The sequence below is a fragment of the Pseudorhodobacter antarcticus genome, assembly GCF_900110135.1.
Lineage (GTDB): Bacteria > Pseudomonadota > Alphaproteobacteria > Rhodobacterales > Rhodobacteraceae > Pseudorhodobacter > Pseudorhodobacter antarcticus.
Genome location: NZ_FOCO01000001.1, coordinates 38,699 through 61,698, shown reverse-complemented (window position 1 = coordinate 61,698; position 23,000 = coordinate 38,699). Strand labels below are relative to the sequence as shown.

Here is a 23,000-nt window from a genome sequence, read left to right as displayed (position 1 = left end):
GTAAACCCTACCGCGCAAGGGGTCCGCTGATCAACCCGCGCGCCGCGCCCGGAAATGCCGCACCACGGCCACCACCGTCACCGCAGCATAGGCCAAATCCAAAATCACCAGCAGCAGCCAAAACCGCGTTACCATCAGGCCCACAACGACTGCGCCCGCCAGCAACACCACCAACTGCCATTCGCGCGGCACCCGGATTGCCTTGGACGAAATTGTGGGCACTTTGCTGACCATCAGCCACGCCACAATCACAATCCAAATCCCAAACACCTCGGGGTAATCGCGCGCATCAATCGCGCCTTGCTGGGTCAAAAACAGCGGCAACAGCGCCAACATCGCCCCCGCAGGCGCAGGCACGCCCACAAAATGCGGCTTGCCCGTGGGGGCAGGGTCATCGCGCGACACGTTGAACCGCGCCAGCCGCAAACAGGCACAGCAAACATAGATCAGCACGAACATCCAGCCGGTCGTGAAATCGCGGCTTAACGCAAATTGAAACACCAAAATGCCGGGTGCCACGCCAAAACACAGAAAATCCGACAGGCTGTCCAACTCGCCGCCAATATCGCTGGCCGCGTTCAACCGCCGCGCCAGCAATCCGTCCAACCCATCAATCAGGGCTGCAAAAATAATCAACGCCGCCGCAATATCGTAACGCCCCACCAGCACAAACCGGATGGATGTCAGCCCCGCACATAACCCCAAAATCGTCACCATATTGGGCAACATCAGGATCAACGACAGGCTGTCACGCTTTTTTTGCGGCTCCACGCTCATCTCTCGCGGCCCAGGCGCGGTGTCTCAACCGCATGAATATCGGCCAAAACCGTCTCGCCCGCGACCATGGTTTGGCCCAGACAGACCAACGGCTCCACCCCTTCGGGCAGGTACACATCCAGCCGCGACCCAAAGCGGATCATGCCAAACCGTTCGCCGGTTTGCAGGCGCGCGCCCTCGGGCACCTCGCACACAATGCGGCGCGCCACCAAACCTGCGATCTGCACCACGGCCAAATCGCGCCCATCATTCATCCGCACCACCAGCGCGTTGCGCTCATTGTCCACGCTTGCCTTGTCCAGCGATGCGTTCAGGAACTTGCCGGGGCGATACGCGATTTTCGTGATCTGCCCTTCAATCGGCAGGCGGTTCACATGGCAGTTAAACACGTTCATAAACACCGATACCCGCATCATCGGCTCTGGCCCCAGTCCCAATTCGGTGGGCGGCACGGCGGGTTCCAACAACGAAATCACGCCATCGGCGGGGCTAATAATCAACCCTTCGCGCGTGGGCGTCACCCGCTTTGGGTCGCGGAAAAAGTAATAACACCAAATGGTCAGGCCCAGCCCAATCCAGCCCAGTGGTTGCCAAATGATAAACAAAACCACGGTCACAGCCGCAAAAATCGGAATAAACCGCCACCCTTCGCGATGAATGGGCTTAATCACGGTGGACATCATGCTTGCGGACATTTCAGGGGCGGCCTTTGTTTGGGACTATCGGCGTGCGGTTTTGCACAAATAGCACCCCAAAACAATGGCGGCAAAGAAAAACCCCCCGGCTTGCGCAAGGGGGTGATTTTAGACCGGCAAGTTACCTTGCCCAGTGTACACGCGTCGAAAAGGGAATTTACATTCCGCCTTCGCGCTGGAGCTTCTTACGCGCGAGTTTGCGCGCACGTCGAATGGCTTCAGCTTGCTCACGGGCTTTTTTGACAGACGGTTTCTCGAAATGCTGTTTAAGTTTCATTTCGCGGAACACGCCTTCGCGCTGGAGCTTTTTCTTCAAGGCCCGAAGGGCTTGTTCGACGTTATTGTCGCGGACGCTGACCTGCATGTGGTTTTCACCACCTTTCTAAGTTAAATTTGCACGGATGTGCAGGCAATTCGCCCTATATCAAAGGGGGGTAGGCTTGTCTACCATAGCGACCAAAGGGGACCGATGATGACTAATGAAACCCAATCCACCGGAACCGATGCCACAAAACAGGCCATTTTGCAGGCAGCATTGCCGCATGTCGCCTTTGATGGGTGGACCGAAACCACTTTTCGCGCGGCGATCACTGATTCGGGCGTGGCGGATGGTCTGGCCCGCGCGCTGTTCCCGCGCGGCGGCATCGACCTTGCGCTGGCCTTTCACCACGCGGGCGATGATGCGATGACCGACCGCTTGGCCACCGCCAACCTCGGCACTTACCGTTATTCCGACCGCGTGGCCTTTGCCATTCGCACCCGGTTGGAATTGGTGGGGGATAAAGAACTGGTGCGCCGGGGCACCACCCTGTTCGCCCTGCCGCAAAACGCGGGCGAGGGGGCAAAGGCCATTTGGGGCACCGCCGATGCGATTTGGCGCGCGTTGGGCGACACCAGCACCGATGTGAATTGGTACACCAAACGCGCCACCCTGTCGGGCGTCTACGCCGCGACCGTGCTGTTCTGGCTGGGAGATGACAGCCAAAACCACAGCAACACATGGGAGTTTTTGGACCGCCGCATCGCCAACGTGATGCAGATCGAAAAGGCCAAATCCGCCCTGCGCGATAACCCCGTGGCAAATTTCCTGCAAAACGGCCCACTTTCGGGGCCAATTCAAGGGGTGGTTAACTGGATGGAAAAGGTAAAGATGCCAAAACGGCCAGATGATTTGCCGGGCCGCACCCGCCGCTAACCGCCCAAACAGAAAGAAGCCGCCATGTCCGTACCCGATGCCATGCTCGCGATTGAGATTACACAACCCGGCCCCCCCGATGTGCTGCACCCTTGCTCGGTGCCAGTACCCGTGCCGCTGCATGGCCAAATCCTCATCCGGGTTGCCTATGCGGGCGTGAACCGCCCTGACGCGCTGCAACGCGCGGGCAGTTACAACCCACCCGCCAACGCATCGCCGCTGCCGGGGCTGGAATGTTCGGGCTATGTCGCCGCTGTGGGTCCGGGCGTCACGCGCTGGGCTGTGGGCGATGCGGTTTGCGCGCTGCTGCCGGGCGGAGGTTACGCCGAATATGCCCTGACCGCCGCCGACCACGCGCTGCCAGTGCCCCCCGGCATGCCAATGGACCAAGCGGCCTGTTTGCCCGAAACCTGCTTCACCGTCTGGTCCAACATCGTGATGCGCGGGCGGCTCAAGGCGGGGGAGAAATTCCTTGTCCACGGCGGCACCTCCGGCATCGGCACCACCGCCATCCAAATCGCCCACGCTCTTGGCGCCCGCGTTTTCGCCACCGCCGGGTCGGATAAAAAGGTCAATGTTTGCAAGGAACTGGGTGCCGAACAAGCCATCGACTACACCACCGATGATTATGTGGAGATGATGAAATCCGCAGGCGGCGCCGACCTTATCCTTGACATGGTCGGCGGCAAATACCTGCCCCGCAACATCCAAAGCCTTGCCGATGATGGCCGGCTTGTGCAAATCGCCTTCCTCACCGGCGCGAAAATGGAACTGAATTTCGCCGAGATTATGATCCGCCGCCTCACCCTCACCGGCTCCACCCTGCGCCCGCAATCCGATCTGGCAAAGGCGCGCATCGCAGCGGCCGTCGAACAACACGTTTGGCCCATGATCGCCCGCGGCGCGTTCAAACCCGTGATGGACAGCGAATACCCGCTGGATCAGGCCCCCGCCGCCCATTGGCGGATCGAAACCCCGGGCCATATCGGCAAGATCGTCCTCAAGGTCGCGGATTAATCCCCAATTCGCCTTGGCTTAAATACCTCTGCGCCGCCCGCGTCACACACGGGCGGCCAGTTTGATAGGCCCCTTATCGCACAGCCCCCAAAACCGCATCCTGCATCGTACAATCGCGCACCGTGTCGGCTCCACACACCCGTGGCTCCAAATCTTTGGTCAGGCACAGCCGCACCTCTTGGATCATCCCCGCCCGGCACGTCACCGTGATCATGTCGCGCGTCAACGCCGGATTGGCGGCCAAAAACGCCTCCTCCACCACAGCCGCAGGCACCTCCAACGTATTGCTAATCTTGGCAAAAATCTCTGGCTGCTTAACCTTCGCAAACGCTTTGCGCGATGTTGCAAAATACGCATCCGCCGCCAACCCCGTGCAGCGCCCATGCTTTTTCCATTGATACCAGGCCAGCCCCGCGCTGCCCATAATATCCTCCATCCCGGCCGATTGCGCGCGCGACGGGTCCCGCGCCGTGGTGCGGCAAAAATCCGGCCAGCCCAATTCGTATTGCGGCCACAGCCCGTGCAACGTGAACGTCAACCCCTTGCCGGGCAGGCATTGGTCCTCGCCCCGCGCATCGCCTTCCAGCGCGCACCAGTTCGATGACCAGCTTAACGCCATCACATAATAGTCAAATTCTCCCGCTTTTTCGCCCTCTGCCCGCGCCACGGCCCCCGAAAAAGCCATCACAAACCCGATCACCACTGCAAATACACGCATTTTCTCTTTCCTCTGCCCTCTGGGGCGATTATACGCACCGTGACTTCCCCGAAAACGAACACGACGCGGTGCCTCGGCCCGCAACCGTTTTCCCGGCATGGAAGGGATTTGTAAAGGAGTGTTGCGATGAACAAGCCACTGATGTCCAAAGCAACCGCCGTCTGGCTGGTGGACAACACGACCCTGACCTTCAAACAGGTCGCAGACTTTTGTGGTCTGCACGAGCTGGAGGTGCAGGGCATTGCGGATGGCGACGTCGCAACCGGCGTCAAAGGCTTTGATCCCGTTGGCAACAACCAGTTGGAACCGGGCGAAATTGAAAAAGGGCAGGCCGATCCTGCCTACCGCCTGCGCCTTAAATTCATCGCGTCCGCGGTGGGCGAGGAGAAACGCCGTGGCCCGCGCTATACGCCCTTGTCCAAACGTCAAGATCGCCCTGCGTCCATCTTGTGGCTGGTGAAATTCCACCCGGAATTGACCGATGGTCAAGTCAGCAAGCTGGTTGGCACAACGAAACCCACCATTTTGGCGATTCGCGAACGCACGCATTGGAACATCAACAACATCACCCCGATTGATCCGGTCGCCCTTGGCCTGTGCAAACAGACCGAACTTGACGCCGCCGTGCAAATCGCCGTGCGTAAAAAGGCCGCAGCGGGCGGTGTGATGTCGGATGATGAACGCCGCAAGCTGGTCAGCACCGAGCAGTCGCTGGCCATGCCGGATGAACCGAAAATGCCATCTTCCATCGCAGGCCTTGAAAACTTCACCCTGTCCGAGCCGGAGGAGAAATCAGCCGATTATTCCGATGCCGACAGCTTCTTCAATCTGCCCGACGCAGACGAAGATGATGAGGATGAAGACGAAGACGACGGCAAGGCCCCGCGCCGGTCCAAATAACCCGGCACGCATCCGCTTTATCGCCCCTTGCACCGCGCGTGCAGGGGGCTTTTTTTTGCGCCTTCCCGCCGTTATTTGCCCTGCAAAACCGCCGTTGCCCAATCGCGGGCTTGCACCGTTCGGTTGCGCGCAATCGGCACTTCATGCCCGGTTTGCAACCGCAGCCGCCACCCTTCCCGCGCGCGCCACACCTTTGCCAGTGCTGCCACCGCCACCCAATGGCTGCGATGCACCTGCATCCCCGCGCCCGGCGGCAGTTGTGCAATCGCATCGGCCAGCCGCCCACGCAGCAGCACCGACCGCCCGCAGCGCAGCCCAACGGCCACATAATGCTCCTCAGCTTTGATGTGCCAAATATGGTCAATCGCCAGCTTTTCGCCCAAAATATCCGCCCATTCTGGTACGATTTCGGCTGCGATTTCGGTTGCAATTTTGGCTGCGATTTCAGTTGCGGCGGGCGGCACAAACCTCGCGGCCTCCTCGCTGCCATAGGCCAGAATCGGGCGCGCCTTCATCCCCGTTTCCGCCGCAATCCGTTCGATCAAAAAGCTTGCCAGCACCAGTTCGCCAACAACGCAAAAAACAATGTTGAACGCGATCAGTTGCACCCATTGCATCGCGTCAATCGCTTGGCCCCCGGCTGCCACGCTCATGTTGACGCCCCACAGCGATGTCACCATCACCGCCGTCAGCAATGTTGGGAATGAAAATGCCATGAATGCCCATCGGCGCGACTGCGCGACCCATGCAACCGCGGTGGCGATGTACACGCAGACCGAACTCACCACGATCAACACCCGCGCGATCACCGCGTCCGGCAAAATATGGTCATACGGGCCCAGCAAAAACACGATGCCCGTCATCCCAAGGATCAGCGCCACGAACAACGGATGGCGCAAGGCGCGCATAAAATCCTGCCAGCTGCCTTTGAATTCGTTGCCGTTCAAGAAAACAATATGCATTTCATTCCAAACCGCGTGTCATATGGCCCGCCAAAGGCTAATTTGACTATGGGCCGGGGGGCTTACGCCCGTCACCAGTACTCGGTTAGCGAATACCGGTCCACTTTTCCCCACCCATCCGCAACGGCGACCTTTGGCAATTTACCCTAGTGTAAGTTTGCGCAATTACCATGCCAGAAAATCACCGTTTGCGGGCCTTTTTTCGTGCCATGCGTGTAAGGGTGCAACTGCGCCGCCGCGCAGGCGGGCAAAAGGGTGCGAACATCGCGCCCAAATCGCGATCCATTCGTTAAAATTTGGTAAACAGAAAAACAAAAACCTATTAAGGTCAATAGGTTGTCCTGCGCATCGCGCGCGATTTTATCGCGATCAAAACCGCCTGCGCGCGCGCAATGCCGCCCCGATCGTCCCATCATCCAAATAATCCAACTCGCCGCCAATCGGCACCCCTTGGGCCAGACTGGTCACCGAAACCCCGGTGGTGTCCAAAACCTCAGCGATATAATGGGCCGTGGTTTGCCCATCCACGGTCGCATTCAGCGCCAAAATCACCTCTCGCACGTCTTCATCCACCACGCGGGCCACCAGCGCCGGAATCCGCAATTCCTCCGGCCCAATCGCATCCAACGCCGACAAGGTGCCGCCCAGAATGTGATACCGCCCTTTGAACGCTTGGCCCCGTTCCATCGCCCACAAATCGGCCACATCCTCGACCACGCAAATCTCGCCAGTGGCACGCCTGTCATCGCTGCAAATCTGACACACCTCTGCCCCGCTGATATTGCCACAAATGCGGCAATCGCGGGCATTTTCGGCCACATCCGCCATGATGCGCGCCAAGGGGGCCATCACCGCGCCCCGCTTTTTCAACAGCATCAACACGGCACGGCGCGCCGACCGTGGCCCCAGCCCCGGCAACCGCGCCATCAGGTCGATCAACTGTTCAATGTCGCGCGGGCCAGAAACTTTGGGGGCGCTGGAAAACCTTGGGGTATCCGCCATAAATCAGAACGGCAGTTTCATGCCGGGCGGCAGGCCCAGACCTTCGGTCAGCTTGCTCATTTCAGATTGTGCCCGGTCGCGCGCCTTGCCCTGCGCATCCTTGATCGCGGCAAGGATCAAATCCTCCACCACCTCTTTTTCAGACGCGACAAAGATCGACGGGTCAATTTCCAGCCCGGTCAAATCACCCTTGGCCGTGGCCCGCGCTTTCACCAACCCCGCACCGCTTTCTCCGATCACTACGATCTGGTCCAGCCCCTCTTGCATCTCGGCCATTTTGCCCTGCATTTCCTGCGCGGCTTTCATCATCTTGGCCATATCGCCCAGCCCGCCCAAACCTTTCAGCATCGTCAGCCCTCCTCAAACGGGTCCCATTCATCTTCAACTTCTGGCAGCGCCTCAAACGCCGCCTCCACCTCTGGCTGGCGCAGCGCGCTGATTTTCACGCCCGGAAAGGCGGCAAACACAGCCTGCACCAGCGGGTTTTCCATCGCTTTCGCCTCAGCCGCAACACGGCCCTTGTCCTGATCTTCGGCAATCGTGGCGGCCCCACCGGTATTGACCACCGACACCGCCCAACGTGCCCCGGTCCAGCCTTGCAATTTGCCCGCCAACCGCGCCGCCAAGTCGCGCGGGGCGCGGTCCGTGGGTTCAAATTCAATCCGCCCTGGCGAATATTTCGCCAGCCGCAGGTTGGTTTCCACCTCCACCAACAAGGTCATGTCGCGGCGTTCGCGGATAAGGTCGACGACATGCTGAAACGTCACATAGCTTTCCAACGCGCCAGGGGCCAGCGCCAGCGCCGTGGCCTGCCCGCCCTGCATCACGGGGCCGGACACCGGCCCCATCGCCGGGCCTTGCAGCCGCGTGGTCGCATGAACCATGCCGCCACCACCGCCCGCAGGGGCACCGCCAGATACAGGCATCGGCGTGGGCGCAGAATTTTGCAGTTTGCGAATAAGGCTTTCTGGGTCAGGCAGGTCGGCCACATGGGTCAAGCGGATTACGGCCATTTCGGCGGCCATGATCGCGTTGGGGGCCAGCGCCACCTCCTCCAAAGCTTTCAGCAGCATTTGCCACATCCGCGTCAATACCCGCATCGGCAAACGCCCCGCCATATCAAGGCCGCGCGTACGCTCATCCGGCGGGGTGGTCGGGTCATCCGCTGCCTCGGGCGTGATTTTGATGACGGACAGCCAATGCGTAATCTCGGCCAGATCGCGCAGCACAGCCATCGGGTCCGCGCCATCCGCATATTGGCCCGCAAGTTCATTCAGCGCCGCCGCCGCATCGCCGCGCACGACCATATCGAACAGGTCCAGCACGCGGCCACGGTCGGCCAACCCCAGCATCGCACGCACTTGATCGGCGGTGGTTTCGCCTGCGCCGTGGCTGATCGCTTGGTCCAAAAGACTGGTCGCATCGCGCGCGGACCCTTCGGCGGCGCGGGTGATCAGGGCCAGCGCGTCGTCGGAAATGCTCGCCCCTTCGCCAACGGCGATTTTTTGCAGCAGGGCGATCATCACCTCCGGCTCAATCCGTTTCAAATCAAAACGCTGGCAGCGCGACAGAACGGTGACGGGCACCTTGCGAATTTCTGTGGTGGCAAAGATGAATTTCACATGGGCCGGCGGCTCCTCCAGCGTTTTCAACAGGGCGTTGAAGGCGTTGTTGGACAGCATGTGCACTTCGTCGATGATATAGATTTTATAGCGCGCCGATGTGGCGCGGTAGGCGACGGATGCGATGATTTCGCGGATGTCATCGACACCGGTGCGGGATGCGGCGTCCATTTCCATTACGTCGACATGGCGCCCTTCCATGATGGATTTGCACTGGTCGCAGACGCCGCAGGGTTCGGTCGTGGGGCCGCCTTTGCCATCGGGGCCGATGCAGTTCAGCCCCTTGGCGATGATGCGCGCGGTGGTGGTTTTGCCGGTGCCCCGGATGCCGGTCATGATAAACGCTTGGGCGATACGGTCGGCCGCAAAGGCGTTTTTCAAGGTGCGGACCATGGCCGTTTGCCCCACCAAATCGGCAAAGGTTTCGGGCCGATATTTCCGGGCGAGGACCTGATAAACGGGGGCGGGCGTATCGGACATAGGGTTCCTTTGGATTCGTCTTGCCGCAATCTATGCGTTCGCTTGCCGCGCGTCCACCCGAAGGGGTAGGGTTGGCGCAAAGCGGGGGGTGAAATGGCGTTTGAACTGGCAGAAATTGCAATGGGGCGCGGGGTGTTGGGCCTGTGTGCGCTGCCGCAGGCGGGCGATGTGGCGGCGTTGCAGGCGTGGCGCACCGATTTGGTTTTGACGCTGGTGGAACAGGCAGAGGCGGTTGCCCTGTCGCCCGATCTGGAAGGCGCGCTGGTGGCGGCCGGGATTGCGCAGCGGTGGTTTGAGATTGCGGATTACGGCGTGCCTGTGGGCGATTGGGCAGGGCTGTCGGGTGATTTGCACGCGGTTTTGAAGGTTGGCGGGCGGGTTGTGATCCATTGCCGGGGCGGCTGCGGGCGCACCGGGATGATTGCGCTGCGGTTTATGGAGGAGGCGGGGGAGGCAGATGCGCTGGCGCGGTTGCGGGCCGTGCGGCCCTGCGCGGTGGAGACGGAGGCGCAAATGGATTGGGCGTTGCAGGCGCGAGATTAAGACAGGCGAGGCGTTAGCGTTTTTTGTGCTTGTTCGCGGCTTTGTCTTGTTTCGCCAAAGCGGTGGTTTTGGACCGTTTGGAAATGCCATAGCCTTTGCCCATCGCGGCGCCTGATGTGGCGGTGTTGACCGCATCCTCCTCAGTCAGTTTGCGCCAGCGTGACAGGCGGTCGGGGTCAATCTGACCCGCTGTGATCGCGGCTTGGACGGCGCAGCCGGGTTCCCCTTCGTGCAGGCAGTTGCGGAATTTGCAGGTGCCGGCGAGGGATGTTATTTCGACAAATGTGGCGTCGATGCCCGATGCTGCGTCCGATACGCCAAGGCCGCGGATGCCGGGTGTGTCGATCAACCAGCCGCCCGTGGGCAGGGCGTAAAGGTGGCGGGCGGTTGTGGTGTGGCGGCCGCGATCATCGTCGCGTACCCCTTGGGTGGCGGCGGCGATACCTGTTAGGGCGTTGGTGATCGTGGTTTTACCCACGCCAGAGGAGCCGGACAGCGCCACGGTTTTGCCCGCGCCCGTCCACCGCGCAAGGCGGTTGGGCACATCGGGCGCGTGGGCATCCAGCAGCACCACGGCAAGGTTTGCGCCAAGCGCCTGGGCCTGATCGCGGTATGTTTCGGGGTGGTCGGCCATGTCGGATTTGGTGAGCAAAATCACGGGTTCAACGCCTGCGTCATGCGCGAGGGTCAGGTAGCGTTCCACCCGTGCCACGTTGAAATCGGCGTTGCAGGATGTGGTGATAAACAGCGTGTCGATGTTGGCACCGATGAGGCGGTATTCGCCGATATTGCGACTGCCCGCGCGGGAATGAACCCGGCGTTGCAGCAGGCTGCGCCGATCAAGGCGGCGTTGCATCACCGATTGGCTGGCCGAAATCAGCACCCAATCGCCCACAGCAAAACTGCCCGAAGGGTGGCCGTTGGGCAGCGCCACCTCGCGTGCGCCATCGGGGGTGAGGACGGCAAGGCGGTCGCGGTGTACTTGGGATACGCGTGCGGGGATATGGCCTGCGTCATCCACCGTCAGTTGGTCGGCGAAATCATCACCCCAGCCGAGGGTTAGAAGTGTGGGGCTGTCTGTTTTAATGATGTGCGTCCCGTTTGCGGCGCGCGCGCGTGTTGGGGTGAGAGGCTGGACATCGACCCAAGTGGGGCTCGTTGTGGCTGCTTCCTTCCGGACCTGACCAAGTTGGCGAGGCACCTGCCCGCGCCAACCTCTCACCCTTAACATAGGACGAGTGCGGGGGATTCGCAAGGCCGCTAGGGCAGCAGGCCGATTTTGCGTGCGCCAGTTAAAAGGTCGGGTGCTACAAGGTGGGCAAAGCGGCCAGAGGCGGGGTTGATGTCGGGGATTTGCACCACGGTCATGCCTGCGCTGTGGGCCGATTGCGCGCCCGCCTCGCTGTCTTCGAACGCGACGCAGCGGGTGGGGTCGACGCCCAAAAGGCGGGCGGCCAGCAGGAAGGGATCGGGGGCGGGTTTGGCGTTTTGCACATCGTTCACCGTAACGAAATGCTGGAAATAAGGCCCAATGTCGGTGACAGACAGCTTGTATTCCAGTTGCGCACGGCTGGAGGAGGTGGCGAGGGCGATGGGGTGTTTTAGCGCGCTGAGAAGGGCGTGAGTGCCGGGTTTCAGGGGGATGCCTGCGGCGTAATGTGTGGTGACTTGATAGGTCCAAGCAATTGAAAATGCATCAAAATCCATATCGGGAAACTGCGCGCGAATGATGCCCGCGCCTGTTTTATCATCGCGCCCGATAAGGGTGTGCAGGAAGGTGGGATCGACGGTGACGCCGCAATCAGCAAAGGCCTTGATGCCCGCCGCTTGGGTCAGCGCCTCGGTATCCAAGAGCGTGCCGTCTAGGTCGAAGATGACTGCATCGAACATTCAGATGCCCGTGGCGATGATGGCAGCGGCAAGGATGGGCACGGTTTTGGCATTTAGGCCCGCGATGTTCATGCGGCTGTCGCTGACCATGTAAATCCCATGATCGCGGCGCAGGGTTTCGACCTGTTCGGGCGTGGCCCCAAGGCGCGAAAACATGCCACGATGCTGGCCCAGAAAATCAAACCGATCAGAATTGGTGAGGCGGCGCAGCTCGGCAGCCAGCGACGCGCGCAGGGTCAGCATGTTCAGGCGGATGGATTCGAGTTCGGCCTGCCAATCGGCGCGCAGGGTGGGGTCATTCAGAATCATCGTGACCAGCCGCGCGCCGTGATCGGGCGGAAAGCTGTAGTTTTGGCGATTGAGAAAGGCGAGGTTGCCCTGCACCACGGCGCGCTTATCGGCGCGGGGCGACACGGCGATCAGGATGCCCGTGCGTTCGCGGTAGATACCGAAGTTTTTGGAGCATGACGCGGCGATAAGAAGTTCGGGCAGGCGGGCGGCGAGAAGGCGCATGCCTGCTGCATCGGCATCAAGGCCATCACCGAATCCTTGGTAGGCGATGTCGATGAACGGGATTGCTCCGGTTTTTTCCAAGTTGTCTGCCACGGCAGACCATTGATTTAGGGTTAGGTTGGCCCCGGTTGGGTTATGGCAACAAGCGTGCAGCAGCACCACATCGCCCGGTTTTACGCCCGCCAAGTCGGCCATCATGCCGTCAAAATCGACGCCGCGGGTTTGGTCGTCGAAATAGCGGTATTCGGCCATCGGCATACCAAGATATTTGATGATGGACGGGTGGTTGGGCCATGTGGGGTTGGACAGCCAGACGGTGGCCTGTGGGCTGGCGAGTTTGATCAACTCCAACGCTTGGCGAATGGCCCCGGTACCGCCGGGGGTGGCGATGGCGGAAAGACGGTCGGCGGGAACGGTATCGCCCAGCAGCATGGATTGCATGGCGGCGGCATAAGCGGGGTCACCCGCAAGGCCCGTGTAGGCTTTGGTATCTTGGGTTTCCCACAGCTGTTTTTCGGCGGCTTTGACCGCGCGCATCACGGGCGTCAGGCCCGTCGCATCCTTGTACACCCCCACCCCAAGGTCGATTTTATCCGTGCGCGGATCATCCTTGAACATCTGGATCAGTTGCAGGATTTTATCTTGGGGTTGTGGGTGCAGGGCGTTCAGCATGGGATAACCTTTTTGAATTAAATCAGCCTTTGGCGATAGGCAGATCATCATACATGCCCCATTCCGACCAAGAGCCATCATAAAGCGCGTGGTCGCGGTGGCCGATGCGTTCCAGCCCCAGCGATAAAATGGCCGCCGTGACGCCCGAACCGCAGGTGGTGATTGCGGGTTTTGACAGATCAATGCCAGCGGCCACAAACGCGGATTTCAGGGCCGCGGGTTGTTTTAGGGTGCCGTCAGTTGCCAGCAAATCGGTGTAGGGCAGGTTTTTTGAATTGGGGATATGGCCTGCGCGCAGACCGGGGCGTGGTTCGGCCACCTCGCCCTTGAACCTTGCCGCCGCACGGGCGTCGATGATTTCGACCTGCGCCAGTTTGGACGCGGCGGACACTTGGGTCACGTCCTTGACCAGTCCGGATTGGCGCTGCACGGTGATGTGGCGGTCGCGGACCATGGGGGGCAAATCCTCGACTTCGCGCCCCTCGGCCAGCCATTTGGGCAGGCCACCGTCCAGCACGGCGACATCGGTTTTGCCCATCAAGCGCAGCGTCCACCACACGCGGGCGGCGGAAAACAGGCCCGTGCTGTCATAAACCACCACTTGGTGCCCATCGCCCACACCCATCGCGCGCATCCGGCTGATGAATTTTTCAACCGGGGGGGCCATGTGGGGCAGGTCGGAGCGGTGATCAGAGATGTCTTCGATATCGAAAAACCGCGCGCCGGGGATGTGGCAGGTGGTATATTCGGCGCGCGCATCACGGGCCGCTGTGGGCATGTGCCAAGACGCATCAATAATGCGCAGATCGGGGTCTTTGAGGTGTTGGGCCAGCCATTCGGTGGAGACAAGCGTTTTGGGATCGTCATGCGGTGCGGGGGTCATTGTCGGCTCCTGATCTGCAAGGGTTTGGTATAGCGGATGGGGGCGGTGTGGCAAGGGCGCGAACATGCAAAACGGCCCCTGCCGGGGGGCAAGGGCCGTTTGTGTGTGGGTTGGGGTTGTGTGACCCGCGTTTATTTGCCTAGCATTTTGCGTACGGTGCCGACCAGCGCGATCAACGCGCCGCCGCCAACGCCGCCCGATGCCAGCGCGCCAATAATGCCCGCCACATCCATACCGCCGCCAGCCGCCATGCCGCCTGCGCCCAGCATGCCCAGAATTTGGCCGCCCAAACCGCCGCCAACGACCCCAAGGATGGAGTTCAAAAGCGGGCCTTGGCTGAGGTTTTTCAACAGGCCGCCTGCGGCGTTGCCACCCAATGCGCCTGCGATCAAGCTGATGATAAGTTCCATAATATTCTCCCCATGTTTGGGCACGTTTTGTGCCGTTGGGGTGTGGATAGCGCTGCGGGGCCGCGAAAAACGGGGAAAATTAACGGTTTTGCTTCAAAAGCCGGGCTTTTTGGCGATCCCAGTCACGTTTGGCGGAAGTTTCCCGCTTGTCAGCGTTTTTCTTGCCTTTGGCGATGCCGATTTTCAGCTTTACCATGCCGCGTTCGTTGAAATACATTTTCAACGGTACGATGGTCATGCCTTCGCGGGCGGTAGCGTTCCACAGGCGGGCGAGTTCCTTGCGTGACACCAACAGTTTGCGCTTGCGGCGTTCTTCATGGCCCCAGGTTTTGGCTTGCTGGTAAGGGGCGATGTAGCTGTTGATCAGCCACAGCCCGCCATCCTCTACACTCGCATAGCTTTCGGCGATGTTGGAACCGCCGTTGCGCAGGGATTTCACCTCGGACCCCAGCAGCATGATGCCTGCCTCGATATCATCCTCGATCGCGAAATCGAACCGCGCGCGGCGGTTTTCGGCGATGAGTTTAGAATTGGGGTCGCTGATTTTTACCATGCCCCCCAGATAAGGGTTGGCGGGGCGACTGTCCAGATGGGGTTAGGCCGGATTGCTGCGGCGCCCGCGCAAGAGGGTATAGATGCCAGAGGCGACGATGATCGCGCTGCCGATGAGGGTGGCGGCATCGGGGCGTTCGGCAAAGACCAGCGCGCCGAGGATGAGGGCGAACAAAAGGCGGGAATAGCGGAAGGGGGTGACCAGCGACACCTCACCCACGCGCATGGCGGCGGTGAGCGCGTAATAGCCCGCAACGCCGAACAGGGTGGCGGCGGCCAATGTGGCGGCGGTGGTGGGGCTGGGCCAAACAGCGCCCCCGGTCCATGCCAAAAGGGCAGCACCCGTGGGAACCATCATGGCAAAGCCGTAAACACCGAGCGTGAGGTTGGAAATGGTTTTGGGGGCGGCGCGGGTGGCAAGGTCACGGCCTGCAAAGCCGAGCATGCCAAGGACCGCAAGGATGGACAGCGGTGTGAACCCATCAAGGCCGGGGCGTAGGATAATAAGGACGCCGATGAAGCCGACGCCAATCGCCGACCAGCGCCGCCAGCCCACGCGTTCTTTGAAAATAAGGGCGGCACCTGCGACCACGACCAAAGGGGTCGCTTGCAAAATGGCAGAGGCAGAGGACAGGGGTGTGAGCGCGAGCGCGAGGGTATAGAACAAACGGCCCGCCACCTCGGACGCTGCGCGCAGCAAAATCGCGGGGGATAGGAGTGCGGGGGTGATCAGGCGCGCGCCTTGCGCCTTTGCCAGCAGGACAAAGCAAATCATGCCTGCGCTGCCGAAAATCATTAGGATTTGGCCCACGGGCAATGCGCGCGCAGCGGTCTTTAAAAACATATCTTCGACTGCGAAACCTGCCATTGCGGCGATCATCAACAGGCTGCCGCGCAGGTTGGGGGTCATTGGGTTGCCTTTTCGCCGTGATGGGTTTGCGCCGTGCAGGGGTTTTACGCGGCGTGTGGGTAAAGGTGCCCGGTTTTCACATAGATCAGGCAGCCGTCATTGGACCAAGGTTGATGGCGCGATTGATGAGGGCTGCGCAGCCAACTGCCTGCGGGATAATCGCCGTGTTCGTCTTGGAACGTGCCTTCGACCACGAAAATCTCCTCTCCGCCCCAGTGGGCGTGGGGGGTAAAGCGGGTGCCGGGGGCCCAGCGGACCATTGCCACGTTTTCATTCAGAGTGGAGTGGAGGGGGAGGACGGACAGGCCCGCCACCATGCCGGGACGAAAAGCGGCGGTTTTGGTGTTGATGTGAACCGGGGTTTGATCGGCGGCGTCGAACTGGTGGAGCTTGACGAAAATCGTGCAGCCTTGATGGGTGAAAGGCTGATGGCGGGTGCCGATGGGATTGCGGATATAGCTGCCTGCGGGGTAGTCGCCGGAATCGTCGGAAAACACGCCGTCCATCACCAAAAACTCTTCGCCCCCGTCATGGTTGTGGGGGGCGAAATGGGAATTGGGGGCAAAGCGCACGAGGGAGGTGGCGCGCGCAACTTCATCGCCGATGCGGTCCAGCATCATGCGTTCCACGCCTGCGGCGGGGGATTTGGTCCATGTGTGATCGGCGGGGCGAATGACACACGCTTTGGCAAAATCGGCGTTCAGGTGCATTGTCGCGTCCTTATTGTCGGTCACCAAGACGGTGGTTTTGGTCCCCGTCCGGGCGGGTGCCGGACCAGGGGACGGGCGGGGAACGGTATCAATTGATAAGGCCTGCAAAGCGCATGGCGGCGTCCATTTTCGCCTTGGCATGGTCGGTTAGGCCGACCAAAGGCAGGCGCACATCGGGCGCGCACAGGCCTAAAACGGACAGGCCGTATTTGGCGCTGACAAGGCCGGGTTCGATGAAAATTGCATCGTGCAAAGGCATCAGGCGGTCTTGAATTTCAAGGGCTTTGGCGTAATCGCCTGCCAGTGTCGCCTCTTGGAACTGGGCGCACAGACGCGGTGCGATATTGGCGGTCACAGAGATACAGCCCACACCGCCGTGCGCGTTAAAGCCCAAAGCGGTCGCATCCTCACCCGACAATTGCACGAAACCCTTGCCGCAGGTGATGCGCTGTTTGGGGACGCGCGACAGATCGCCTGTGGCATCCTTTACCCCGATAATGCGGGGCAATTTTGCCAGTTCGCCCATGGTGGCGGGCGACATATCGACGACGGAACGGCCGGGGATATTGTAGATGATGATCGGCAGATTGCAGCAATCATGCAGCGCGGTGAAATGCGCGATCAGCCCGGCTTGGGTCGGTTTGTTGTAATAGGGCGTTACAATCAGTGCTGCCGATGCGCCAACGCGTTCGGCGTGTTGGATAAGCCCAATGCCTTCGGCGGTGTTGTTGCTTCCTGCGCCTGCGATCACGGGGATGCGGCCAGCAGCGGCTTTGACCACCTCGTCAATCACCAAGGCGTGTTCGGCGTGGCTGAGTGTGGGGCTTTCGCCCGTGGTGCCAACGGGGACGAGGCCGTGGCTGCCCTCGGTCACATGCCAATCCACCAGTTTTTTCAGGGCTGCGATGTCCACTTTGCCGTCCTTGAACGGTGTGACCAAGGCGGGCATTGATCCTTTGAACATGGTGCTGATCCTTTTTTGTGGTGGAGGCGTTGAATCGCCCCTGTCTTGTTGCCTTCCTAGCGTCATGTTTGCAGCTTGCCAAGCGGGGTGCGGTGGGGAGAATTTGCCGACTGGCGGGGATGTGAGTTGCAAGGGCGCGGGAGGGCTGGCAAAGGAGGGTGCATGAACACACAAAATGCCCCCCGCCGTCGCTTCGCCGTATCCTTTGCGCTGCTTTTTGCCCTTTTGTTGGCATTGGTGCTGGCCGCACCCGCCCATGCCGATGGGTTGCGCGCGGCGCTGGCGGCATCCAGTGCGCGCGATTGGGACAAGGCGCGCAGTTTGGCCCCGCGAGGGGTGGCGCTTGATATTGTGGAATGGCAGCGCCTGCGTGCGGGCGACGGGTTGCTGGGTGATTACGAGGCGTTTTTGACGCGGCGGTCGGATTGGCCGGGCATGGCGCTGTTGCACCAAAAGGGTGAGGTGGCGGTGGTGCGAACATCACAGCCCGAACGCGTGATCGCCTATTTTGCCAAGGATCGGCCATCGACCGCTGCGGGCGCTTTGGCCTTGGTGCAAGCACATCTGGCGCTGGGGCAGACAGAGGCGGCGGGCAAAGTGGCGCGCAATGCCTGGGGCAATTTGCGGTTTTCCAGCGCAGATCAAGCGCAGATGATCGCGTTGCAAGGTGCGGTTTTGAAAGAGGCGCATGTGGCGCGGTTGGACATGCTGCTGTGGGAAGGGCGTGAGGATGAGGCGGCGCGGATGTTGTCCTTGGTGCCAGCTGGTTGGCAAGCACTGGCGCGCGCGCGGATTGCGTTGCGCAACAAAGCGGATGGGGTGAATGCGCTGATTTCAGCGGTGCCTGCGGCGCAGGCGGGTGATCCGGGGCTGGCGTATGAGCGGTTTTTGTGGCGCGTGCGGTCGGATTTGCAAGATGGTGCGATTGAGTTGCTGTTTGAACGGTCGGCGTCTGCGGCATCGCTTGGGCGGCCCGGCGAATGGGCGGACAGGCGGGCGGGGATTGCGCGGGCGCTGGTTAAGGCGGGGCGTGCGCGCGATGCGTACCGCGTGGCATCGCAGCACCATTTGACCGAAGGGGCAGACTATGCCGAGTTGGAGTTTTTGGCGGGGTTCATTGCGCTGCGCCAGCTGAAAGATGGGACTACAGCGCGGGCCCATTTCCAACATTTGAAACAAGGCGTCAGCACGCCCATCAGCCTGTCGCGGGCGCATTATTGGGAAGGGCGGGCGGAGGAAGCCTTGGGCAATTTCGCCGCTGCCCGCGCGGCGTTTGAGGCGGGCGCGCAGCATCAAACCGCCTATTACGGGTTGTTGAGTGCCGAGAAATTGGGGCTGCCGTTGGACAGCGCGCTGATTTCCACAGCGCAGGGCGGCGATTGGCGCGGGGCTGCGTTTGCGACATCGACGGTGTTTGAGGCGGCGACGCAATTGTTGGCAGCGGGGGATTTGGACCTGGCCAAGCGGTTCCTGCTGCATTTGGCCGAAGGGCTGGATGCGCGGAGTTTGCGCCAGTTGGGCGATGCGGCGCTGGCGCTGGGGCAGCCGCATATCGCGGTGCTGATTGGCAAGCAGGCGGCGGGGCGAGGTGTGATTTTGCCGCGCGCCTATTTCCCGGTGGTGGATATGGTGCCCGATGGTTTGGCGGTAAGCCGGGCGCTGGCGCTGTCCATCGCGCGGCGGGAAAGTGAATTTAACCCCGTGGTGGTTAGCCCTGCGGGCGCGCGCGGGTTGATGCAGGTGATGCCGGGCACGGCAGAGTTGATGGCGGCTAAGCTGGGGAAACCTTATGTTTTAAGCGATTTGACCCGTGATCCGGCGTATAATGTGGTGCTGGGGGCGGGATATTTGGCGCAGTTGGTGGAGGAGTTTGGCACCTCCATCGCGCTGATTGCGTCGGGGTATAATGCGGGACCGGGGCGGCCACGGCGCTGGATTACCGAGTTTGGCGACCCTAGGGTTGAGGGCGTGGATATTGTCGATTGGGTAGAGACGATCCCGTTTTCGGAAACCCGCACCTATGTGATGCGGGTGGTGGAATCGCTGGTGATTTACCGCGCGATGTTGCGCGGGTCGGTTGGGGTTGTGAACGTCAGCGCGGAATTGTCGGGGCGGTAAGGGCGGGCGCGCTGCCCCGTCGCCAGCGGTGCTTGAACCGATGGCGCACCTTGGCGACCCCCGAAGTATTTTTACCAAGATGAATAGGTTAGGCGGGTTTAGAGGCCGCTTTGATTTGGCTGAGAGATTGGCCTGTGGTTAGCATGTCGGGGTCCAGTTTCAATTCGATGATTGCCAGCGTCTTGGCCGCTTGGGCACGCGCGAAGGCGGCGGGGAAACCGGCCTGATCTGTGACGGTTTCGCCGTGGCCACCGTAGGCGTGGGCGAGGGCGGCGAAATCGGGGTTGGCAAGGTCAGTGCCCGAGGGGCGGCCGGGATAGTGGCGTTCTTGGTGCATGCGGATGGTGCCGTAGCGGCCGTTGTTGGCGACGATGACGATGGGTTTGGCGCCGTGTTGGACGGCCGTTGACGCCTCATTACAGGTCATTTGAAAGCAACCATCGCCTGCCATGCAGACCACAGTTTTGTCCGGGTGTTGCAGGCTTGCCGCAATAGCAGCCGGAAAGCCGTAGCCCATGGAGCCGGATGTGGGGGCAACTTGGGTGCCATAATGGCGAAAGCGGTAATAGCGGTGCAAAAATGCCGCATAATTGCCCGCGCCATTGGTCAGGATGCTGTCATGGGGCAAGTTGGCGGACAGCCACGTCACGACCTGTTCCAATTTTATCGCACCGGGTGTGGCAATCGGGTTTTGCCAGCTGTCGTAATTGGCGCGGGCGGTTTTGGTCCAATCGGCCCAAGCGCCTGTGCCTGTGGTTTGCGCAAGGCGTTCCAGCATGTGATCGGCGCGGGCGGGGATGGCGAGGGCGGGGTGAAAAACGCGGCCCAGTTCGGACGGGTCGGGGTGAATGTGTAGGATGCGTGGGCCGGGGCGGGTGGGGTCCAGGAGTTCGTACCCGTTGGTTGTGGTATCGCCAAGGCGCGCGCCGAGAACCAAGAGAAGATCCGTTTGGGTGAGCATTTGGCCCAGTTTCGGGTTCATCCCCACGCCCAAGTCACCGACAAAATTGGGGTGATCGTTGTTCATCCGGTCTTGGCGGCGAAAGGAGACGGCGACAGGCAAGTTCCAGTTTTTCGCGAATGTTTCAAGGTTTTGCGCGGCGTCTGCCGACCAGTTTGGGCCGCCCGCTAGCACCAAGGGGCGCTGGGCCTGTGCCAGTGCATCGGTCACGGCCTGCACCTGTTCGCGGCTGACCCCAAAGGGTTGCGGGGCGGGGGCGGGCAGGTCCGCGACATCGACCATGGCCGACAGCATATCCTCGGGTAATGCCAGAACCACGGGGCCGCGGCGGCCAGAGGTGGCGAGATGGAAGGCGTGGCTGATATATTCGGGCAGCCGTTCGATTTGGTCCACTTCCGTCGCCCATTTGGCAAGGGTGCCGAACACGGCGCGGTAATCCACCTCTTGGAATGCTTCTCGGTCGCGGTGGTGGCGGGCGATTTGGCCGACGAAAACGACCATCGGTGTGCTGTCTTGTTTGGCAATATGGATGCCTGCGCTGGCGTTGGTGGCACCGGGCCCGCGCGTCACGAACAAAACGCCGGGGGTTCCGGTCAGTTTGCCATGCGCCTCGGCCATCATGGCGGCCCCGCCTTCTTGGCGACACACGATGTTTTGGATGCCGCTGTCATGCAGGCCATCAAGTGCGGCGAGGAAGCTTTCGCCCGGTACGGAAAACACGCGCGTGACCCCTTGGATCGCCAGTTGATCGACCAGAATTTGCCCGCCGTGCCGCATGATATGCCCCCATTTCGCCGTTGCAGGCAGAGTGCGATAGGGCGCGGGCAGGTGCAAGGGGCGGTTGTAAGGGCCGAGGCGTGGGTTAGATATGGGTAATTAGAAAAAAGGGAGCGTTATGGCAGATCATAAACTTTTGGGCCTTTGCGGGTCTTTGCGGGGTGCATCGACAAACCGCATGCTGTTGACAGAGGCGCGGCGCCATTATGCACCAGCGGCGTATGAAGAGGCTGATTTGCGACTGCCGCTGTATGATGGCGATTTGGAAACCGCTGCGGGAATCCCGGCTGCGGTGCAAGCGGTTCACGCGCAAATTGCGGCGGCAGACGCGATTGTTATTGCAACACCAGAGTATAATTCGGGCTTGTCCGGCGTGTTGAAGAACGCGTTGGATTGGATCAGTCGCGTGCCGGGCGGCGTTTGGGTGGGCAAACCTGTGGCGATTGTCTCGGCTGCGGCGGGGCGGGCAGGCGGCGCGCGGGCGCAATATTCGTTGCGGCTGTGCATGGCCCCGTTTCGGCCGCGCCTGTTGCAAGGCCCAGAGGTGATGATTGCATCATCGCACGCGGCGTTTGACGGGGATGGGCATTTGAGCGACGCACAATCTGCCAAAATCTTGGGTGATTTGATGGCTGCGTTGCGCGATGAGGTGGAATTGCTGGCCCGCTAAGGGTTAGAAATTAGCCGCGACGTTGAAATCATCAGGGATGGTGTCGTGGCCATTTAGGATTAGCTCCACCATCACCTCTGCCACTTTTGGGGCCATGCCAAAGCCGATTTTGAAGCCGCCATTGGCGATGAAATGGTCGGGGCGGTCAGGCCACGCGCCCAACATTGGGGCGCGGCTGTGGGCGCGGGGGCGGATGCCTGCCCAGCGGTCGACCACGGGCGCATCTGCAAGGCAGGGCAGGGCTGCGCGGGCCTTTGCGATCAGCGTGTCCAGCTGCGCATCGGTGGTGGCATCGCGCGCCCATTTGCGTTCGGAGGTGGAGCCGATTGCGACGGTGCCATTGGCATGCGGGATGATGTGCAGCCCATCGGTAAAGATTTGCGGCAGGTCGCGCGCGGCATAGTCCAAACAGGCGGCTTGGCCTTTGACGCCGCTGCCAACGGGGCGGTTGCGCCCTTTGGAAAGTGTCAGCAGGCCCGCGTACCCGGTGGCCCAGACTTGGGGGCCGGTTGCGGGGGCGGGGCCAATGACGATGTCGGTGCCTTTGGCGGCTAGGGCTGCGATTAGGGCGTTGATGGCGGCGCGGGGGTGCAAGCGAGCGGTCAGCGTGTCGTGGATCAGCCAGCCTGTGGGGCTGTGCGGTTCCCAAGCGGCACCAGTTGCGCGGACGACCTGCCATGCGGCGCGGCCTTGCCACAGTGTTTCTGCAGTGGCGGCCCGATCATGGGCAAGGTCCAGTGCTGCGGCATCATTAATGGGTTGCAACCGGCCTGTGCGGGCGTATTCGGGGTCAATGCCGCCTGTGGCTTGCACATCGGCCCACCAGCTTTCGGCCATCAACAAGCTGTCGAGTTGAAAAGCTTTTTTGTCATTCCAGTTTTCGGGAACATGCGGGGCGAGCGCACCCACGATGCCGCCTGATGACCCCGCGCCCGGCGCTGCCGCTTCAATCACCCGCACCTTTGCGCCGCGTTTTGCGGCGGCCCAAGCGATGGACAGGCCAAAGATGCCCGCGCCATGTACCGTCAGATCCGGCGTTGCCATTCCGCGTTCCTTTGC

At 61.1% G+C, this 23,000-nt stretch carries 24 protein-coding genes, 1 other RNA gene and 1 pseudogene; 6 read left to right on the top strand and 20 right to left on the bottom strand.

The features are described 5' to 3' along the window. Positions 1 to 30: 30 nt before the first annotated feature. The 3 genes and pseudogenes from pssA to rpsU all read right to left on the bottom strand — a co-directional run bounded on the left by pssA (position 31) and on the right by rpsU (position 1,836). The gene (pssA, locus tag BMY36_RS00350) at positions 31 to 777 is read right to left on the bottom strand and encodes a CDP-diacylglycerol--serine O-phosphatidyltransferase (RefSeq protein WP_050521352.1); all 747 of its coding nucleotides are present in this window, start codon (positions 775 to 777) and stop codon (positions 31 to 33) included. After that, positions 774 to 1,475 (bottom strand): annotated as a pseudogene (locus tag BMY36_RS00345) (phosphatidylserine decarboxylase); the annotation flags it as partial. The pseudogene BMY36_RS00345 and the gene pssA, both read right to left, overlap by 4 nt. Positions 1,476 to 1,629: 154 nt before the next feature. After that, positions 1,630 to 1,836, bottom strand: a complete 207-nt coding sequence (gene rpsU / locus BMY36_RS00340; RefSeq protein ID WP_074818335.1) for a 30S ribosomal protein S21 — start codon at positions 1,834 to 1,836, stop codon at positions 1,630 to 1,632. Between the two features lie 105 nt (positions 1,837 to 1,941). Between rpsU and BMY36_RS00335 the strand changes: the two genes are divergently transcribed. Continuing rightward, positions 1,942 to 2,667 (top strand): COQ9 family protein, encoded by a 726-nt coding sequence (locus BMY36_RS00335; RefSeq protein ID WP_050521349.1) that lies wholly within the window; start codon positions 1,942 to 1,944, stop codon positions 2,665 to 2,667. A 24-nt stretch (positions 2,668 to 2,691) separates the two neighbouring features. Continuing rightward, complete coding sequence (locus BMY36_RS00330) at positions 2,692 to 3,684, top strand: NAD(P)H-quinone oxidoreductase (protein ID WP_050521348.1); 993 nt, start codon at positions 2,692 to 2,694, stop codon at positions 3,682 to 3,684. A gap of 73 nt (positions 3,685 to 3,757) precedes the next feature. On the opposite strand, the gene BMY36_RS00325 is transcribed toward BMY36_RS00330, so the two are convergent. After that, on the bottom strand, positions 3,758 to 4,402 hold the full coding sequence (locus BMY36_RS00325; RefSeq protein WP_050521347.1) for a ribonuclease T2 family protein: 645 nt from the start codon (positions 4,400 to 4,402) through the stop codon (positions 3,758 to 3,760). Positions 4,403 to 4,528: 126 nt separating this feature from the next. On the opposite strand from BMY36_RS00325, the gene BMY36_RS00320 reads away from it, so the two are divergent. Next, a complete protein-coding gene (locus BMY36_RS00320; protein WP_050521346.1) occupies positions 4,529 to 5,302 on the top strand; it encodes a DUF1013 domain-containing protein in 774 nt (257 codons plus the stop codon). 71 nt (positions 5,303 to 5,373) lie between these two features. On the opposite strand, the gene BMY36_RS00315 is transcribed toward BMY36_RS00320, so the two are convergent. The 4 genes from BMY36_RS00315 to BMY36_RS00295 form a co-directional block, all read right to left on the bottom strand. After that, on the bottom strand, positions 5,374 to 6,264 hold the full coding sequence (locus BMY36_RS00315; RefSeq protein ID WP_050521345.1) for a LytTR family DNA-binding domain-containing protein: 891 nt from the start codon (positions 6,262 to 6,264) through the stop codon (positions 5,374 to 5,376). Between the two features lie 369 nt (positions 6,265 to 6,633). Next, a complete protein-coding gene (recR, locus tag BMY36_RS00305; protein WP_050521343.1) occupies positions 6,634 to 7,266 on the bottom strand; it encodes a recombination mediator RecR in 633 nt (210 codons plus the stop codon). 3 nt (positions 7,267 to 7,269) lie between these two features. After that, positions 7,270 to 7,614 carry a YbaB/EbfC family nucleoid-associated protein gene (locus tag BMY36_RS00300; RefSeq protein WP_050521342.1) on the bottom strand — a complete coding sequence of 115 codons (345 nt, stop codon included), beginning with the start codon at positions 7,612 to 7,614 and terminating at the stop codon, positions 7,270 to 7,272. A 2-nt stretch (positions 7,615 to 7,616) separates the two neighbouring features. Beyond that, positions 7,617 to 9,368: a DNA polymerase III subunit gamma/tau gene (locus tag BMY36_RS00295; protein ID WP_050521341.1), complete on the bottom strand. Its 1,752-nt coding sequence runs from the start codon at positions 9,366 to 9,368 to the stop codon at positions 7,617 to 7,619. Between the two features lie 93 nt (positions 9,369 to 9,461). On the opposite strand from BMY36_RS00295, the gene BMY36_RS19760 reads away from it, so the two are divergent. After that, positions 9,462 to 9,911, top strand: coding sequence for a protein-tyrosine phosphatase family protein (locus tag BMY36_RS19760; protein WP_050521340.1), 450 nt, complete (start codon positions 9,462 to 9,464; stop codon positions 9,909 to 9,911). A 13-nt stretch (positions 9,912 to 9,924) separates the two neighbouring features. Here the strand turns inward: BMY36_RS19760 and rsgA are convergent, their stop codons facing one another. The 10 genes from rsgA to dapA form a co-directional block, all read right to left on the bottom strand. Beyond that, on the bottom strand, positions 9,925 to 10,932 hold the full coding sequence (gene rsgA / locus BMY36_RS00285; RefSeq protein WP_231579801.1) for a ribosome small subunit-dependent GTPase A: 1,008 nt from the start codon (positions 10,930 to 10,932) through the stop codon (positions 9,925 to 9,927). 101 nt (positions 10,933 to 11,033) lie between these two features. Then, positions 11,034 to 11,132, bottom strand: an RNA gene (ffs, locus tag BMY36_RS00280) — signal recognition particle sRNA small type. Between the two features lie 39 nt (positions 11,133 to 11,171). Then, positions 11,172 to 11,801, bottom strand: a complete 630-nt coding sequence (locus tag BMY36_RS00275) for an HAD family hydrolase (RefSeq protein ID WP_050521339.1) — start codon at positions 11,799 to 11,801, stop codon at positions 11,172 to 11,174. Beyond that, positions 11,802 to 12,986, bottom strand: a complete 1,185-nt coding sequence (locus BMY36_RS00270) for an amino acid aminotransferase (protein WP_050521338.1) — start codon at positions 12,984 to 12,986, stop codon at positions 11,802 to 11,804. Between the two features lie 22 nt (positions 12,987 to 13,008). Then, positions 13,009 to 13,869, bottom strand: coding sequence for a 3-mercaptopyruvate sulfurtransferase (gene sseA / locus BMY36_RS00265; RefSeq protein WP_050521337.1), 861 nt, complete (start codon positions 13,867 to 13,869; stop codon positions 13,009 to 13,011). A gap of 131 nt (positions 13,870 to 14,000) precedes the next feature. After that, a complete protein-coding gene (locus BMY36_RS00260; RefSeq protein WP_050521336.1) occupies positions 14,001 to 14,279 on the bottom strand; it encodes a hypothetical protein in 279 nt (92 codons plus the stop codon). Between the two features lie 79 nt (positions 14,280 to 14,358). Next, positions 14,359 to 14,832, bottom strand: coding sequence for an SsrA-binding protein SmpB (gene smpB / locus BMY36_RS00255; protein WP_050521335.1), 474 nt, complete (start codon positions 14,830 to 14,832; stop codon positions 14,359 to 14,361). Between the two features lie 42 nt (positions 14,833 to 14,874). Beyond that, the gene (locus tag BMY36_RS00250; RefSeq protein WP_050521334.1) at positions 14,875 to 15,741 is read right to left on the bottom strand and encodes a DMT family transporter; all 867 of its coding nucleotides are present in this window, start codon (positions 15,739 to 15,741) and stop codon (positions 14,875 to 14,877) included. A gap of 44 nt (positions 15,742 to 15,785) precedes the next feature. Further along, a complete protein-coding gene (locus BMY36_RS00245; protein WP_050521470.1) occupies positions 15,786 to 16,451 on the bottom strand; it encodes a cupin domain-containing protein in 666 nt (221 codons plus the stop codon). An 88-nt stretch (positions 16,452 to 16,539) separates the two neighbouring features. Then, a complete protein-coding gene (gene dapA / locus BMY36_RS00240) occupies positions 16,540 to 17,415 on the bottom strand; it encodes a 4-hydroxy-tetrahydrodipicolinate synthase (protein ID WP_050521333.1) in 876 nt (291 codons plus the stop codon). A gap of 162 nt (positions 17,416 to 17,577) precedes the next feature. Here dapA and BMY36_RS00235 point away from each other — a divergent pair, with 162 nt between their 5' ends. Further along, positions 17,578 to 19,533 (top strand): lytic transglycosylase domain-containing protein, encoded by a 1,956-nt coding sequence (locus BMY36_RS00235; RefSeq protein ID WP_050521332.1) that lies wholly within the window; start codon positions 17,578 to 17,580, stop codon positions 19,531 to 19,533. An 88-nt stretch (positions 19,534 to 19,621) separates the two neighbouring features. On the opposite strand, the gene BMY36_RS00230 is transcribed toward BMY36_RS00235, so the two are convergent. Then, positions 19,622 to 21,271 carry a thiamine pyrophosphate-binding protein gene (locus BMY36_RS00230; protein WP_050521331.1) on the bottom strand — a complete coding sequence of 550 codons (1,650 nt, stop codon included), beginning with the start codon at positions 21,269 to 21,271 and terminating at the stop codon, positions 19,622 to 19,624. A 118-nt stretch (positions 21,272 to 21,389) separates the two neighbouring features. Here BMY36_RS00230 and BMY36_RS00225 point away from each other — a divergent pair, with 118 nt between their 5' ends. Then, positions 21,390 to 21,941 carry an NADPH-dependent FMN reductase gene (locus BMY36_RS00225; protein WP_050521330.1) on the top strand — a complete coding sequence of 184 codons (552 nt, stop codon included), beginning with the start codon at positions 21,390 to 21,392 and terminating at the stop codon, positions 21,939 to 21,941. A gap of 3 nt (positions 21,942 to 21,944) precedes the next feature. Here the strand turns inward: BMY36_RS00225 and BMY36_RS00220 are convergent, their stop codons facing one another. After that, complete coding sequence (locus BMY36_RS00220) at positions 21,945 to 22,985, bottom strand: NAD(P)/FAD-dependent oxidoreductase (RefSeq protein WP_050521329.1); 1,041 nt, start codon at positions 22,983 to 22,985, stop codon at positions 21,945 to 21,947. Positions 22,986 to 23,000 lie beyond the last annotated feature (15 nt).

What these genes read in the sequence shown, in the direction of transcription:
- BMY36_RS00320 (WP_050521346.1), top strand. Translation starts at nt 4,529, where the DNA reads ATGAACAAGCCACTGATGTCCAAAGCAACCGCCGTCTGGCTGGTGGAC.
- BMY36_RS00275 (WP_050521339.1), bottom strand. Translation starts at nt 11,801, where the DNA reads ATGTTCGATGCAGTCATCTTCGACCTAGACGGCACGCTCTTGGATACC.
- BMY36_RS00315 (WP_050521345.1), bottom strand. Translation starts at nt 6,264, where the DNA reads ATGCATATTGTTTTCTTGAACGGCAACGAATTCAAAGGCAGCTGGCAG.
- sseA (WP_050521337.1), bottom strand. Translation starts at nt 13,869, where the DNA reads ATGACCCCCGCACCGCATGACGATCCCAAAACGCTTGTCTCCACCGAA.
- BMY36_RS00295 (WP_050521341.1), bottom strand. Translation starts at nt 9,368, where the DNA reads ATGTCCGATACGCCCGCCCCCGTTTATCAGGTCCTCGCCCGGAAATAT.
- BMY36_RS00330 (WP_050521348.1), top strand. Translation starts at nt 2,692, where the DNA reads ATGTCCGTACCCGATGCCATGCTCGCGATTGAGATTACACAACCCGGC.
- pssA (WP_050521352.1), bottom strand. Translation starts at nt 777, where the DNA reads ATGAGCGTGGAGCCGCAAAAAAAGCGTGACAGCCTGTCGTTGATCCTG.
- BMY36_RS00225 (WP_050521330.1), top strand. Translation starts at nt 21,390, where the DNA reads ATGGCAGATCATAAACTTTTGGGCCTTTGCGGGTCTTTGCGGGGTGCA.
- BMY36_RS00260 (WP_050521336.1), bottom strand. Translation starts at nt 14,279, where the DNA reads ATGGAACTTATCATCAGCTTGATCGCAGGCGCATTGGGTGGCAACGCC.
- BMY36_RS00325 (WP_050521347.1), bottom strand. Translation starts at nt 4,402, where the DNA reads ATGCGTGTATTTGCAGTGGTGATCGGGTTTGTGATGGCTTTTTCGGGG.
- BMY36_RS00220 (WP_050521329.1), bottom strand. Translation starts at nt 22,985, where the DNA reads ATGGCAACGCCGGATCTGACGGTACATGGCGCGGGCATCTTTGGCCTG.
- BMY36_RS00245 (WP_050521470.1), bottom strand. Translation starts at nt 16,451, where the DNA reads ATGCACCTGAACGCCGATTTTGCCAAAGCGTGTGTCATTCGCCCCGCC.
- BMY36_RS00335 (WP_050521349.1), top strand. Translation starts at nt 1,942, where the DNA reads ATGATGACTAATGAAACCCAATCCACCGGAACCGATGCCACAAAACAG.
- BMY36_RS19760 (WP_050521340.1), top strand. Translation starts at nt 9,462, where the DNA reads ATGGCGTTTGAACTGGCAGAAATTGCAATGGGGCGCGGGGTGTTGGGC.
- BMY36_RS00230 (WP_050521331.1), bottom strand. Translation starts at nt 21,271, where the DNA reads ATGCGGCACGGCGGGCAAATTCTGGTCGATCAACTGGCGATCCAAGGG.
- recR (WP_050521343.1), bottom strand. Translation starts at nt 7,266, where the DNA reads ATGGCGGATACCCCAAGGTTTTCCAGCGCCCCCAAAGTTTCTGGCCCG.
- rpsU (WP_074818335.1), bottom strand. Translation starts at nt 1,836, where the DNA reads ATGCAGGTCAGCGTCCGCGACAATAACGTCGAACAAGCCCTTCGGGCC.
- dapA (WP_050521333.1), bottom strand. Translation starts at nt 17,415, where the DNA reads ATGTTCAAAGGATCAATGCCCGCCTTGGTCACACCGTTCAAGGACGGC.
- BMY36_RS00270 (WP_050521338.1), bottom strand. Translation starts at nt 12,986, where the DNA reads ATGCTGAACGCCCTGCACCCACAACCCCAAGATAAAATCCTGCAACTG.
- smpB (WP_050521335.1), bottom strand. Translation starts at nt 14,832, where the DNA reads ATGGTAAAAATCAGCGACCCCAATTCTAAACTCATCGCCGAAAACCGC.
- BMY36_RS00300 (WP_050521342.1), bottom strand. Translation starts at nt 7,614, where the DNA reads ATGCTGAAAGGTTTGGGCGGGCTGGGCGATATGGCCAAGATGATGAAA.
- BMY36_RS00235 (WP_050521332.1), top strand. Translation starts at nt 17,578, where the DNA reads ATGAACACACAAAATGCCCCCCGCCGTCGCTTCGCCGTATCCTTTGCG.
- BMY36_RS00250 (WP_050521334.1), bottom strand. Translation starts at nt 15,741, where the DNA reads ATGACCCCCAACCTGCGCGGCAGCCTGTTGATGATCGCCGCAATGGCA.